Source organism: Rhodococcus sp. 1R11, from assembly GCF_004563845.1.
Lineage (GTDB): Bacteria > Actinomycetota > Actinomycetes > Mycobacteriales > Mycobacteriaceae > Rhodococcoides.
Genome location: NZ_SPNG01000005.1, coordinates 324911 through 338938, shown reverse-complemented (window position 1 = coordinate 338938; position 14028 = coordinate 324911). Strand labels below are relative to the sequence as shown.

Annotated in this window: 14 protein-coding genes; 6 read left to right on the top strand and 8 right to left on the bottom strand. The window is 64.5% G+C overall.

Going from position 1 to position 14028, the window contains the following annotated elements:
• Window positions 1-147: 147 nt before the first annotated feature.
• The gene (locus E4P29_RS11630; protein ID WP_135044757.1) at window positions 148-819 is read left to right on the top strand and encodes a GntR family transcriptional regulator; all 672 of its coding nucleotides are present in this window, start codon (window positions 148-150) and stop codon (window positions 817-819) included.
• Here E4P29_RS11630 and E4P29_RS11625 read toward each other — a convergent pair.
• Window positions 803-1738 carry a LysR family transcriptional regulator gene (locus E4P29_RS11625; RefSeq protein WP_135044755.1) on the bottom strand — a complete coding sequence of 312 codons (936 nt, stop codon included), beginning with the start codon at window positions 1736-1738 and terminating at the stop codon, window positions 803-805. The two genes, E4P29_RS11630 and E4P29_RS11625, sit on opposite strands and share 17 nt — an antisense overlap.
• Window positions 1739-1875: 137 nt before the next feature.
• Between E4P29_RS11625 and E4P29_RS11620 the strand changes: the two genes are divergently transcribed.
• Window positions 1876-3267, top strand: a complete 1392-nt coding sequence (locus E4P29_RS11620; RefSeq protein ID WP_135044753.1) for an SLC13 family permease — start codon at window positions 1876-1878, stop codon at window positions 3265-3267.
• A 113-nt stretch (window positions 3268-3380) separates the two neighbouring features.
• Window positions 3381-4517: a PrpF domain-containing protein gene (locus E4P29_RS11615; protein ID WP_135044751.1), complete on the top strand. Its 1137-nt coding sequence runs from the start codon at window positions 3381-3383 to the stop codon at window positions 4515-4517.
• 60 nt (window positions 4518-4577) lie between these two features.
• Here the strand turns inward: E4P29_RS11615 and E4P29_RS11610 are convergent, their stop codons facing one another.
• Window positions 4578-5192 (bottom strand): TetR/AcrR family transcriptional regulator, encoded by a 615-nt coding sequence (locus tag E4P29_RS11610; protein ID WP_245154271.1) that lies wholly within the window; start codon window positions 5190-5192, stop codon window positions 4578-4580.
• 63 nt (window positions 5193-5255) lie between these two features.
• Between E4P29_RS11610 and E4P29_RS11605 the strand changes: the two genes are divergently transcribed.
• Window positions 5256-6791: an acetyl-CoA acetyltransferase gene (locus E4P29_RS11605; protein ID WP_135044747.1), complete on the top strand. Its 1536-nt coding sequence runs from the start codon at window positions 5256-5258 to the stop codon at window positions 6789-6791.
• Window positions 6775-7584: an enoyl-CoA hydratase-related protein gene (locus tag E4P29_RS11600; protein ID WP_245154270.1), complete on the top strand. Its 810-nt coding sequence runs from the start codon at window positions 6775-6777 to the stop codon at window positions 7582-7584. Before E4P29_RS11605 ends, E4P29_RS11600 begins: the two co-directional genes overlap by 17 nt.
• 97 nt (window positions 7585-7681) lie before the next feature.
• On the opposite strand, the gene E4P29_RS11595 is transcribed toward E4P29_RS11600, so the two are convergent.
• Window positions 7682-7900, bottom strand: a complete 219-nt coding sequence (locus tag E4P29_RS11595; RefSeq protein ID WP_135044742.1) for a hypothetical protein — start codon at window positions 7898-7900, stop codon at window positions 7682-7684.
• Window positions 7901-8126: 226 nt separating this feature from the next.
• Here E4P29_RS11595 and bla point away from each other — a divergent pair, with 226 nt between their 5' ends.
• Window positions 8127-9056, top strand: a complete 930-nt coding sequence (gene bla, locus E4P29_RS11590) for a class A beta-lactamase (RefSeq protein WP_135044740.1) — start codon at window positions 8127-8129, stop codon at window positions 9054-9056.
• A gap of 2 nt (window positions 9057-9058) precedes the next feature.
• On the opposite strand, the gene E4P29_RS11585 is transcribed toward bla, so the two are convergent.
• The 5 genes from E4P29_RS11585 to E4P29_RS11565 all read right to left on the bottom strand — a co-directional run bounded on the left by E4P29_RS11585 (window position 9059) and on the right by E4P29_RS11565 (window position 14028).
• Window positions 9059-9511, bottom strand: coding sequence for a MarR family transcriptional regulator (locus E4P29_RS11585; RefSeq protein ID WP_135044738.1), 453 nt, complete (start codon window positions 9509-9511; stop codon window positions 9059-9061).
• Between the two features lie 68 nt (window positions 9512-9579).
• Window positions 9580-10389, bottom strand: a complete 810-nt coding sequence (locus E4P29_RS11580; protein WP_135044736.1) for a CoA ester lyase — start codon at window positions 10387-10389, stop codon at window positions 9580-9582.
• Entirely contained in the window at window positions 10386-10871 is a 486-nt protein-coding gene (locus E4P29_RS11575; RefSeq protein WP_032373549.1) for a MaoC family dehydratase, read from the bottom strand. The genes E4P29_RS11580 and E4P29_RS11575 overlap by 4 nt, the downstream gene beginning before the upstream one ends.
• On the bottom strand, window positions 10868-12034 hold the full coding sequence (locus E4P29_RS11570) for an acyl-CoA dehydrogenase family protein (protein ID WP_027494717.1): 1167 nt from the start codon (window positions 12032-12034) through the stop codon (window positions 10868-10870). The genes E4P29_RS11575 and E4P29_RS11570 overlap by 4 nt, the downstream gene beginning before the upstream one ends.
• Window positions 12031-14028, bottom strand: a complete 1998-nt coding sequence (locus E4P29_RS11565; RefSeq protein ID WP_135044734.1) for an acetyl/propionyl/methylcrotonyl-CoA carboxylase subunit alpha — start codon at window positions 14026-14028, stop codon at window positions 12031-12033. Before E4P29_RS11565 ends, E4P29_RS11570 begins: the two co-directional genes overlap by 4 nt.

The window sequence follows — 14028 nt, the reverse complement described above, 5'->3', positions numbered from 1 at the left end:
GTCGCCGTCGGTGCGAAGTCCTGCGTCAAGATGGCCACCCTCCTGGAAGATCAATGATCTGAAACTGATATATCAAGATGCCAATAGAGTAAGATCACAATGCAGAGCCGTCAAGGGCGGGGCATCGACCGGGAGTGAGCAGAGAAGATGACGATCGAAATTCAGCCGGTGATGGATGCAACGCAGTTTGTCGGTACCAACGCCGATCGAGCGTACGAAATAATGCGTGAGCAGCTGATCATGCTGGAAATTCGTCCTGGTGAACCGATCAACGACGACCGCCTGGCCGAGCAATTGGGGCTGGGGCGCACACCGATTCGCGAGGGTCTCAAACGGCTCGAACGTGAGCGTCTCGTCGTCGCGTATCCCCGACGCGGAACCTTCGCGACCGCCGTCGACATGACCGACCTGGCCAACATCTCGGAGATCCGCAAGCAGCTCGAGCCGGCGGCCTCGGCTCGTGCGGCGCGGACGGCGACACGGGCGGCCCGAGACCGGCTGGCCGAGGTCGCGGCCTCCATTGCGAGCATCGACGACACCGACGACTCACGCGAGGTGCTGCGCAAAGATGTTGCGGTGCACCGTGAGATCTATCGGGCGTCGGGCAATCCCCACCTCGAAGACATTCTGGTCAGCCTCGACGCGCACGCCACTCGCATCTGGTGCCTGTTTCTCGACCGACTGCCGAACGTCGCCGGCCATGTTCGTGAGCACGTCGTGTTGCTGCAGGCGATCATCGACGGCGACGCGGATACCGCGGCCGAGCTGACCCTCGAACACGTCACCGGCTTCGAGAACGCCATCAGGAAACTGTTGTAGTCGCAGCCGCGATGCGCTCGGCGGCACCGCGCAGCGCGGTCGAGATGGCATACATCGCCGGGGTGTACTGACGCCTGGCGAGTGACGCGATGTAGATGACGCGCGTCGGTACCCGGTCCGTTTCGGGGAAGTCGATGGTGGTGACGTCGGGTCGATGGTGAATCACCGACAACCCCGGCACCATCGCGATGCCGACACCGGCAGCCACCATGGCCTCGATCTCTTGATAGTCGTGTGCCTCGTAGACGACGTCGGGCTCGAATCCTGCTACGCGACAACTGCGATAGAGAACTTCGGCAGCCGGGTGGTCGTTGCTGCGGATGATCCATCGCGCGTCACGAAGGTCGTGCAGCGACACGTCGTGCTGGACCCGATCGTCGTCGATCGGCAGCAGCAGCACGGTCGGGTCTTCCATCAGCGGCTCGAGTGACAGTGATCGTTCTGCCTCCTCTGTCCAGGCGTAGCTCCACAGCAACGCCAGGTCGATTTCGCTCGAATGCAGCATGTCGAGCAACTGCGGGCGTACCGCCGATCGCACGCGAACGTCCACACCCGGCCATCGTGAGTGATAGTCCTTCAGCGCGTCGGAGAGCAGCGACGCACTGACCGTGGGAAAGGAGCCGAGCCGCACCGAACCGCGTTCGAGCCCTCGGATCGCTTCGAGGTCGCCGCTCGCGGCGCGCATCTCCCGTCGAAACAAGCGGGCGCGGCTGGTGAGTATTTCGCCGGCTTCGGTGAGTTGTACGCCGCGTGGCAGGCGGGTCAACACCGGTTGTTTGATGCCGTGTTCGAGTTTGCTGATGCGCTGCGACGCCGCGGAGGGGGTCATGTTCGCCCGCTCGGCACCGGCCGTCAGCGATCCGGCCTCGGCGATGTCGAGAAGAAGAAACAACGTCACGACGTCGAAGGTGTGGTTCATGCGTCTATCTTTCAGCTGAGCTAAACGGCTAGGTAGCAAAACGATATTGTCCTAAAAGGCGGACGTCAATAATGTGACTGGGACAACGTTCGAGTGCGGATGTAACCGAGCACCTACCAGCCACCTGAAAGACGCCCATGACCTCCATCGAGATCCTCCCGCTCATCGCATTGGTTGCGATGTTCGTGATCGCAACCTTCTTTCCGATCAACATCGGCATCCTCGGCTTCATCGGTGCCTTCGTGGTCGGATACTTCGCGCTGGGATTCGACGACAAGGAAATTCTGAACGAGTTCCCCAGCTCGATCGTGTTGACCATCGTCGGAGTCACCTACTTCTTCGGCATGGCCAAACGCAACGGCACCATCGATCTTCTGGTCAACAGCTGCATCCGAGCGGTGCACGGTCGAGTGACGGTGGTTCCGTGGGTGTTCTTCTTCGTCGCCTCGGTCTTGACGGCACTCGGTACCTTCAGCCCCGCCGCGGTGGCGCTGATCGTGCCTGCCGCAATGGCGTTCGCAGCTCGAACCGGCATGAGCCCGCTGGTCATGGGCATCATGGTCATCAACGGTGCCCATGCAGGCGCGTTCTCCCCGATCTCCGTCTCCGGTGTACTGGTTCGCGACATCGTCGAGAGCAACGGCCTCGCCCTGAACCCGTGGACGCTGTTCTTCGCCAGTTACGGCATCAACCTGCTGCTCTCGGTGCTGACGGTTGTCGGCTACGCAGGCCTGGCCCGCATGAAGGGCTTCGAGTACACCGCAACAGGGTCCACCGATCCGGCTCCCGGTAGTGGCCCGGTGGGCGGATCGCCGGTCAAGACGTCCGTCCCCACCGGCGGCGGCACCGGCGGCGGGAGCTCGGCAGGAGGCAGCACCCAGGTGCTGACTCGTCCGACCACAACCACCCTGGTCGACGCCCCGGCCCCGGTCGCGTTCGTCCAGAAGCTCACGCTTTTCCTCATCGGCGCACTCCTGGTACTCGTTCTCGTACTGCACCTGCCGATCAGCTTCATCGCCATCGGAGCCGGAGCGGTCCTGGCGTTCACGGATCTGAAGAAGCAGAACGAGGCCATCGCAGACATCAGTTGGTCGACGGTTCTGCTGGTCGCCGGCATGGTCACCTACATCTCGATCCTGCAAGAAGTGGGCACCATCGATCACCTGGCCGAAATGGCGATCACCATCGGCGCTCCGATCATCGTGGCCATCGTGCTCTGCTACGTCATCGGCATCACCTCGGCGTTCGCGTCCTCAACCGCCCTTCTGGCCGCCGTCATTCCGCTGGCCATGCCGCTGCTGGGAACCGGTGCACTGCCGGTCGTCGGAGTCGTCGCTGCTCTGGCCATCTCGGCCACCGTCGTCGACGTCTCGCCCTTCTCGACCAACGGTGCGCTCGTGCTGGCCAACGCTCAGAACATCGAGCGCCCGCGCTTCTACCGTCAGCTGCTGCTCAATGCAGGAATCGTCGTCGCCATCGCGCCGGCCCTGTGCTGGTTGATCCTGGTGGTCGTGCCCGAGCTGTTCTGACCGGGACGCGCGCGTTAAGCGCTCCTGCACGGCCTGAACATATTTCGTAATTGTGCTTGACCATCCTCTGTCGCAGGGTGGAAGCATCGGAACCTGACCGGAAGGCACACCAGATGTTCACTCTTCGTGGAACGTGGATGCGTGGAGGCACCAGCAAGTGCTGGCTGTTCAACGCGGTCGACATCGACCCGTACATCGCCGACGCCGGCGGTCTCGACAACATCCTGACCGCGGCCTTCGGATCGGGTGACCCGCGTCAGCTCGACGGAGTCGGGGGTGGCAGCTCCACCACCTCCAAGGCCGCTATCGTGCGACGCTCCAGCGCACCCGGTATCGATGTCGACTACCTGTTCGCCCAGGTCGCCATCGAGAACCGCACCGTGGAGTGGGGCAGCAACTGCGGAAACTGTGCGACGGCAATCGGCCTCTACGCCGTGCAGACCGGTCTCGTGGCCGTCGACGACCACGTCACCGTGGTCCGGATGCGCAACGAGAACACCGGCGCAATTCTGGCGGCGGAGATCGCGACCCCCGGCGGACGCATTCCTGCCGAGGGCGACGCGTCCGTCCCCGGCACCACGGCTCTCGGTGTCCCGGTGGGGTTGACCTTCACCGATCCGGCGTCGGACCGAGTGACGATGCTTCCCACCGGCGCCGAGGTCGATCGAGTCGCATTCGGCGGCAACGAGTTCCGCGGAACGTTCGTTCGAGCGGGCGCACCCGCCGCACTGTTCGACGCCGCCGATTTCGGACTGACCGGGTCGGAGTCCAACGACGTCGTCGCCGCTCACGTCCCCACTCTGATCGCGCTACGCCGACAGGCCGCTCTGCGGATGGGGCTGAGCAAGCCCGAAGAACCTGTCTCGCATGCCATTCCGAAGGTCGGCATCGTCGGGCCACCGCGGGAGTACGTGACCACCACGGGCGAGCACGTCGCTGCCGCCGACTACGACATCTCGGTGCGCATGCTGTCGATGATGGCCCCGCACCCGGCGATCGGACTGACCTCCGCGGTGGCCGTGGCCGCAGCGGCAACGGTCATCGGTGGGGTCGTCACTGCCAACGCAGGGTCCGGCCGTCCCGGGACCATTCGGATCGGCACCGCCGCGGGAGTGCTCGAGGTCGACTACACGGTGGACGCCAACGGGTTACTTCAATCGGTCACCCTGCGCCGCGCAGTTCGACGCATCGCCACCGCAGACCTCTTCGTGGTGCCGATGCCGGCTCTGGTCGGTGCTCACGCGTTCTGAGCAGCTTCCCTCGTGCGCGTTTTGCGTACCTGGAGGGGCGCAAAACGCGCACGACCGGAGCTACACGCCACCGAGGACCGCGTCGACCAGACTTTCTGCATAGACGCGGTCCTCGGTGTCACCTCGATCGGCACCGTCGATGCGGTGCGAGAAGATGACATGGCTGAGGACCGCCCCGGTCACCAGTTCGAGAATCCTCGTCGTGTCGGCCGACTCGGATAATTCGCCTCGTTTCTGGGCTCGGTGCACGATCAGCCGGGCAGCGACCAATCGGCTCTTGTTCAGTGTCTCCATCATTCGGCCGAGTAGATCGGGGTGCACCCGGGCATCGAGGGCGACGCGCAGGCTGACGAGACCGGCCGTTCCTCGATAGCCCTGCAGAAGCTGCACCGCCAATTCGACGAGATCCGCCCGCAGGTTGCCGAGGTCGATCGGCGTCGCGAGCGGACTTCGAGCTTCCAGCGCGTCGACGACCAAGGCCCCCTTCGACTCCCACCGTCGGTAGAGCGCCGCCCTGCCGACGGAGGCGCGGCGGGCAACGGCGTCGAGTGTGAAACCCGACCAGCCTTTCTCCCAGTAGACCTCGAGCACTGCGTCGTAGACGCGGTCCTCCAGATCAGGATCGCGCGGCCTGCCCCGTCGGCTCCTGGCTTCGTCGGTGGATTCGTCGGTCACCCACGGATTGTCGCATCTGCCCCGGCATTGCGGACAATCCTTGTCTGTAATAGGTTTCCGGTCATGAGTTCTGCACGCCATGAGGCGTCGACGGAAAACCCGGCTCGCATTCCGGTGATCGTGGGAATCGGCGAAACCAGTGGACGCGGCGAGCCCATGGGCGTCGAACCCATCGAATTGGTCACGCTCGCTGCGAGATCGGCGTTCTCGAGTCCCCACACGGCGGAGCAGTGGATTTCTCGCGCGGACAGCATCGCACTCTGTCATATCGCCAGCTGGGCCTACAGCAGTCCTGCGGCCGCCCTGGGACGCAAATTCGGAGCGACCCCCACAGATGTGTTCGACGCGCCGATAGGTGGCCAGTGGCCCGCGCGCCTTCTCGATCGCGCAGCCTCGCGCATTGCGTCCGGTGAGTCGACGGTAGCGGTGATCGCGGGCGGTGAAGCGCAGGCCTCGATGGGCGCCTTGGTCAAGGCCGGGCGAGAGCCCGTGCGGGATGGGGGATGGAGCGCGGACCCGGGAGGTCCGCCCACCTTCGACCTCGATCAACTCGGAAGTGCCGCAATGCAACAGGCTGGACTGATCACTCCGGTTCGGATCTATCCCTTGTTCGAGAGCCGCTTCAGATTCGAGGCGAGACTGGATCCGGAGTCTCGACTGGCGGAGTGCAGCGACCTGTATGCGGAGTTTTCTGTTGTCGCCGAGAAGAATCCGTACTCTTGGAACGGGCGAGTGCGAACGGCTGCCGACATCGGCACGCCGTCGCCGAAGAACCGCATCGTGTGCGAGCCGTATCCGTTGTCGATGAACGCCATGCCGTTCGTCGACCAGGCAGCGTGCATCGTGGTGACCAGCTTGGCCGAAGCTCGAGAACGCGGTGTCCCCGAGGGCGACATCGTGTTCGTCTGGGGTGGTGCGGGTGCCGAGGATTCGGTCGACATTCTCGACCGCAGCGATTTCGGCCGGTCTCCGGCGATGGAGGATGCGATGGACCGCGCCTTGCGCGCCGCGGAGATCGGAGTCGAACAACTCGACGTGGTCGACGTGTACAGCTGCTTCCCGATCGTGCCGACCCTCGCCACCCGTCATCTCGGAACGCCGAAATCATTGGTACCCAGTGTGACCGGTGGTCATTCGTCTTTCGGTGGTCCCCTCAGTAGCCATTCGCTGCATTCGATCACCGCATCCGTCCGCGAGATTCGCGGCGGCAAGAACTGCGCACTGGTGCACGCGAACGGTGGCTATATGACGTATCACCACTCGGTGCTGCTCGGTGGCGACCAGCACCCACAGGGCTACGTCGGAAATCCCGAACCCGCAGTGCTGACGCCGGATCCACCGCCTCGTGCACCTGTACAGGACGGGACTCTCGTGGTGGAGACAGTGTCCGTCGAGCATTCTCGGCAGCAGGAACCGAACCAGGCGTTCCTCGTCGCGAGAGACGAGCGCGGGCGACGCGTCGCCGCACAGACGGCTCCCGGGGACACGGCCAGCGCCTATGCGCTGTCCCTGTATCGAACAGACCCGGTACGCGAAATCATCGGGACCACAGTCACTGTCGACACCATCGAGGGGAACATCCGTGTCCGAAGCAGCTAGCACCGAACCTGTCGTCCTGACGAGACGGGATGATCACGTACTCGTCGTCACGATCAATCGGCCGAAGGCTGCCAACAGTATCGACGCCCGCGTGCACACGTTGCTCGGTGAGGCGTGGGAGTCCGCCGAGGCAGATCGAGACATCCGAGCCATCGTCCTGACCGGCGCGGGATCGGCGACTTTCTGCGGCGGTGCCGATCTCAAGGCCCTCGGCACCGGAGGGCCCGGCGCGGTGACCCCGTCCGAGACCGAACACTGGGGGTTCGCCGGCATTGTCCGACACCCGATCTCGGTTCCGGTCATCGCGGCCGTGAACGGATCGGCAATGGGCGGCGGAACCGAAATCGCCCTGGTCTCGGACATGGTCGTCGCGTCGGACACGGCCGTGTTCGGCCTGCCCGAGATCCGGCGTGGGCTCATCGCCGGTGCCGGTGGCGCTTTTCGGCTGATGTCCGCGGTGCCGGAACACATTGCCCTGGAAATGATCTTGACCGGACAGCCGATCTCCGCACAGGAGGCCGCACGATGGGGACTGGTCAACAGAGTTGTGGCCCCGACCGAGGTCCTCGACACCGCGCTCGAACTCGCTCGGCTCTGCGCGGAAGGCGCTCCGCTCGCGGTGCGCGCATCCAAGCGTCTGGCCCGACGCATCACCGACGGCACCATCGCGCACGAGAAAGATTCGTGGGCACAGAACCGTCGTGAATTGGATGGACTCAGCACCACGCAGGACGTCGTCGAAGGAATCACCGCATTCCTGCAGAAACGCGATCCGATGTGGACTGCACAATGAGTGCACGGCCGTGAGCGTGGGAAATCCAGGCTTTACTCAGGCGGTTGCAGTGCGGGAGGCACCGTCGCAAGTCGATTGATCCTCCCGCAGGGTTCCTCTATCGGGTAGTGACCTGCTCGTGCTCGTCGCTTGTGGGATCTTCGGTCCAGGGGTTGGATTCCCACGCGAAGTTCAGTCCGAAGACGACGCCCGCACCGACCAGAACCATCGATGCGGCTCGCCAGATCGGGATGTCGCCGCCAACACCCCAGATAATTGCGAGCGCGACGATGGCACCGACGACCGGGCTCAATAGCGCGCGTGTGGTGGCGTTCATGGAGTACCTCCTGATTGCTGTCGTCTGGGCGGATCGTTCGAGATCGTTTGATTCCCTCCGTTACGTACCAGAAGTAACGATAATGGAGCTGAAGGTTCCACGCACCCGCGTCGTCGGCTTCTGCAACCAGGCGCTCGAGTCCGCGAACAGCTGCTGGGCGAAAAGCGGAATGGAAGGCCGAGGGTCCGGTAGCTGCGTACCGACGGTTCTGTGATCGCATGACCCCATGCGTACCTCGACATCGACCCGATTGATCACCGTGATCGCTGCGGCAACGTTGACGGCAGGCGTCGCGTGCTCCTCGACGGCCACTACCGAACCACCGCAATCCGCAGCGAGTACATCTCGGACCACGACCGATCAGGCCATGGCCGAACAGCCATATTCTCAGCTCGAGGCGAGGGACACCGCTCGGCTCGGCGTCAGCGCGCTCGATCTCACGTCCGGTTCCATCCAGAGTTATCGCGGTGACGAACGTTTCGCGTTCTGCTCGACGTTCAAGGTGTATGCCGTCGGGGCCGTACTCGCTGCCGTCGACGCCGGCAGGCTGCAGCTCACCGACACCAGAACAATCGCCGCAGAGGACAAGGTGCCCGAGTCGGCCGTCGATTGGGCACCCGGCTCGGTCGTCACCATCGCAGATCTCGCCTCCGCTGCGTTGACGAAGAGCGACAACACATCCGGCAATCTGCTGATTCGTGAAGCAGGTGGCACCGCGGCGCTCACCGACTTCGCGCGATCGCTCGGAGACACCGAATTTCGCCTCGATCGCACCGAGCCGGAGTTGAACACTGCCATTCCCGACGACCCTCGCGACACCACGACGCCGAATTCGATGGCTGCCGGCTATCGGACCCTGCTCGACGGCGATGTGCTGACGCAGGCATCACGAGAGCAGTTGCTGGACTGGATGGCCGGGACCCAAACCTCCACGGCCCGCTTCCGCGCGGGCATTCCACCGCAGTGGACGTCGGCCGACAAGACCGGAACCGGTAGCTACGGTGTCTCCAACGACGCGGGCCTGGTGCTCGGACCCGAAGGTCAGAAGATCCTGCTCGTCGTGCTCAGTGCTACGACGTCGGGTGCGGAGGATTCGCCGGCCATGAACGCCCTTGTCGCCGATACGACTCGGACGGTCGTCGAACAGCTGGAGTGACGTCAGTTCTCGGAGCGGCGGACGGCGTCGACGAGGGGGACGAGGTCCTGTTCACGTGCTGCCTCGTCGAGGGCATCGCGCAGGGCCGCGTCGTTGGTCGGCCGCGCTGCCTCGAGCAGGGCCAAGCCCTGGTCGCTGACGTCGGTGTAGATGCCGCGGCGGTCGGTGGGACAGAGGTAACGGGTGAGTAGCCCGCGGTCCTCGAGGCGGGTGACCAGGCGGGTCGTCGCACTCTGGCTCAGGACGACGGCGTCGGCCACCTGCTTCATCTGCAGGTGTCCGCCCACCCCGTCGTGCTGACGTGCCAGGACGTCGAGCAGCCAATACTCGCGACCGCTGAGATTGTGGCCGGCCTGCAGGGCTTTCTCGATACGGCTCTCGATGCGACCGTGCAAGACCGACAACGCCAGCCAGTTCTGGGACAGCGCCGTCAGGGCGGGGTCCTTCGCCGTCATTGCTGTGCCTTCCGTGCCGATGCTCGTACAGCAACCGTACAGCGCCTGCAGTTAATCGGCGTCTGCAACTACATCGGTCGACGGGCGACGATGCGTCGAGCATGGGCCAGCACCGGTGCGTCCACCATCTGACCTCGGAAGGCGAACACCCCGCGATTGTGCTCGACGGCGTCGAGTACGGCTGTGGCCCAATCGATTTCCTCGACCGTGGGCGCGTAGGCCTCGCGAATGACGGGGATGTGGCTGGGGTGGATAGCCACTTTGCCGTCGAAGCCCACGGCCACGGCGTCGTCGGCCTCGGCACGTACCCCGTCGAGGTCGGGGATGTCGAGGTACACCGAATCGAGTGCGAACACCCCGCGTGCATTGGCGGCCAGCAAGGTCTGCGATCGAACATGCTGTGCGACATCGCGGTAGCGGCCGTCGCTCAGGCGACTCGAATTCCCGCCCATCGCAGCGACCAGATCCTCGGCACCCCACATGGCACCGATGGCATTGTCGGCCGCGAGTGCGTCGAAGACCGTCATCGCACCGAGTGGGGATTCGATCAGTGCGACGACATTCAGCAGATCCAGAGCCGCGATCTGCTCGGCCGATTCGCATTTGGGCAGCATGACGGTCGTGTACTCGGTCTGCTTCACGGCCTCCAGATCGGCGGCCTGGTCTTTGGTCCCGTGCGCATTGATCCGGACGATGGTGCGCGACGGGTCCAGCGGTGTCGACACCACGGACTCGCGAGCTCCGGCCTTGTCCGCGGCACCGACAGCATCTTCGAGGTCGAGGATGACGACATCGGCTCGGGCCGCTGCCTTCTCGTAGCGCTCGGGCCGATCAGCCGGGCAGAACAGCCACGCCGGCCCCGGCGGAACCCAGGTCACGACGCGTCGTCCTCGGGCCGCATCCGGACGAGAGTCTTGCGGACGGCGATCGCTACGACGTCACCGTGCTGATTTCGACCGGTGTGGGTGAACGTCACGATTCCCTCGCCGGGGCGGGACTTGGATTCGCGCTTGTCCGAGATCACCGTCTCCGCGTAGAGGGTGTCGCCGTGGAACAGCGGCTTGGGGAAGGACACCTCGGAGAAACCGAGATTGGCGACAATCGTGCCCTGGGTCAACTGCGTCACGGACAATCCGACGAGGGTGGACACGGTGAACATCGAATTCACCAGCCGTTGACCGAAAGATGTTGTCTCACTGTAGGCGGCGTCGAGATGGAGAGCCTGGGTGTTCATCGTCTGTGTGGTGAACAGTGTGTTGTCGGCCTCGGTGATGGTGCGGCCGGGGCGATGCTCGTAGACGGTGCCCAGCTGCATCTCCTCGAACCACAGGCCGCGTTGCCGAATGCGCTTGTCGCTCATAGCCCCAGGCTCCGCGCGATCAGCATCAGCTGAACCTCGGTGGTGCCTTCACCGATTTCGAGGATCTTGCTGTCGCGGTAGTGGCGGGCGACGACGTACTCGTTCATGAACCCGTAGCCGCCGTGAATCTGCGTCGCGTCGCGGGCGTTGTCCATCGCAGCCTCGGAGGCCACGAGCTTGGCGATGGACGCGGCCTTCTTGAACGGCTTGCCCGCCAACATCAGTGCTGCCGCGTCGTAGTACGCCGTCCGCGCGGTGTGTGCGCGTGCCTCCATGCGGGCGATCTTGAACGAGATCGCCTGATTGCGGGCAATCGGAGCACCGAATGCCTCGCGCTCCTTGGCGTACTTGACGCTCTCGTCGACACAACCCTGAGCCGCACCGACCGATACCGCGGCGATCGCGATCCGGCCCTCGTCGAGGATGTGCAGGAAGTTCGCGTAGCCGCGGCCTTCCTGGCCGAGCAGGTTCTCCTGCGGGACTCGTACATCGGTGAAGCTGAGCGGGTGTGTGTCCGAGGCATTCCAGCCGACCTTGTTGTACGCCGCTTCGGCCACGAACCCGGGAGTGTCGGTGGGCACCAGGATCGACGAGATCTGCTTGCGTCCCGTTGTCTCGTCGACGCCGGTCACAGCGGTGACAGTGACCAGTTCGGTGATGTCGGTTCCGGAGTTGGTGATGAACTGCTTGCTGCCGTTGATGATCCAGTCACCGCCATCGCGCTTGGCGGTGGTCTTGGTGCCGCCCGCGTCGCTACCGGCACCCGGCTCGGTCAACCCGAAGGCGGCGAGAGCTTTGCCCGCGGTGAGCTTGGGTAGCCACTGCTGCTTCTGCTCGTCATTGCCGAAACGGTAGACGGGCATGGCGCCGAGCGAGACGCCTGCCTCGAGTGTCATCGCGACGCTCTGATCGACCTTGCCGAGCTCTTCGAGTGCCAGGCACAGCGCGAAGTAGTCGCCGCCCATGCCGCCGTACTCCTCGGGGAAGGGCAGACCGAAGAGGCCCATCTCGGCCATCCCTGCGACGACCTCGTACGGAAAGGAGTGCTCGGCATCGTGTTTCGCCGAGACCGGCGCGACGACGGTGCGGGTGAAGTCCGCCACGGATTTGACCAGCTGCTGGTATTCGTCGGGCAGATTGGACGACGACAGATGTTCGGTCATGACTTGTCCTCTTCGGTGTCGGTGGGAACGATGCGGGCGAGGACCTGGTCGACGCGGACCTGATCTCCTACTGCGACTGTGAGTTCGACGGTGCCGTCGATGGGCGTGGTCAAGGTGTGTTCCATCTTCATCGCCTCGACGACGACGATGGCCGTGCCTGCGGTGACGGCGTTGCCGGAGCTCGTTCCGATCGCGATGATCGAACCCGGCATCGGCGAGAGGATCTCTGCGTCGCCGGACTGCGTGTCGTCCTCGCGCACATTGGGTTCGGCGATTCGATCGATTCGCCAGGTGCCGCGTGAGCTGGATACCCAGGTGGACGAGTCGTGTCGGGCTACGGTCATCGACTCGCGTCGATCGTCGAGAACGAGGTCGATGGAATCCTCGATAGCGGAGGCTCGCAGTCGGCGCGGTTCGTCGTCGTCGACGACGACCGTCGCCGCATCGAGGGTCCCGGTGATGGACACGTGCGCGGTTCGAGTGCCGGACGTCAGCCGGAGCTGGAACGGTGCGTGCGCTCCCACCCGCCACCCCGACGGCGTTGCCCAGATGTCCTGGCCCGCCTCCTGCCACGTGTCGAGCCATGCGACGGTGGCTGCGGCGATCATTGCCTCGTCGGGGGCGTCGGCGGCAACGAAATCTTCGACGCGGCGGTCCAGTAGGCCGGTGTCGAGATTGCCGGCACGGACCTCGTTGTCGGCGAGCAGAAATCGAGCGAACTCGATGTTGGTGACGACGCCGAGTACCGAGGTATCGGCCAGGGCACGATCCAGGCTGCGCAGCGCTGTGCTGCGATCGGGGCCGTGTGCGATGACCTTCGAGAGCATGGGGTCGTAGTTGCTGCCCACCTCGGTGCCGATGGCGAGACCGGAGTCGACGCGGATGCCCGTGCCGGTGGGCTCGCGTAACCCGACGACGGTGCCGCCGGTCGGGAGAAATCCGCGGCCAGGATCCTCGGCGTAGACGCGGGCCTCGATGGCGTGTCCGGTCAGTCGAATATCGCTCTGACTCAGCGTCAGTGACTCGCCTCCGGCGATCCTGACCTGCCACTCCACGAGGTCGATGCCAGTCACCATCTCGGTCACCGGGTGTTCCACCTGGAGTCGAGTGTTCATCTCCATGAAGAAGAAGTCGTCGGGATGATCGGCGGAGACGATGAACTCCACGGTGCCGGCACCGGAGTAGTCGACGCTGCGAGCGGTGTTGCAGGCAGCCTCACCGATACGCGCTCGGGTCTGCGCGTCGAGCAGTGGGGACGGCGCTTCTTCGATGACCTTCTGATGGCGTCGCTGCAGGCTGCATTCACGCTCACCGAGGTGAATGACGTTGCCGTGACCGTCGGCGAGGATCTGCACCTCGATGTGCCGGGGCCGCAACACGAATCGCTCGAGGAACAGCGTGTCGTCGCCGAACGAGGAGGCCGCCTCGCGGCGGGCACTGGCCAGCGCGGCAGGCAGATCCTCGGCGCGCTCGACCAGACGCATACCCTTGCCGCCGCCACCTGCGGACGGCTTGACCAGGACCGGGAATCCGACGTCGGGTGCACCGGCGACGAGGTCGTCGTCGGACAGTCCCGGTCGGGAAATGCCGGGTACGACGGGGACGCCGAAGGCGCTCACCGCTGCCTTGGCGGCGATCTTGTCGCCCATCACCTCGATGGCCTTCTCCGGCGGACCGAGGAATGCTATTCCGGCTTCGGCGCAGGCCGCAGCGAAGTGAGAGTTCTCCGACAGAAAGCCGTAGCCGGGGTGGATTCCCTGTGCGCCGGTGGCTTTCGCAGCCGCTATCACCTTGTCGATGTCGAGATAGCTCTCGCGTGCGCTGGCGGGGCCGAGTCGTACCGCGGTATCGGCTTCGCGGACGTGCCGGGCTTCGGCGTCCGCATCGCTGTAGACGGCGACGGTGCGAATTCCCATGCGACGCAGCGTGCGTGCCACTCGGACAGCGATCTCGCCGCGGTTGGCGATCAGAATGGTGTCCAACATCGTGGTCAT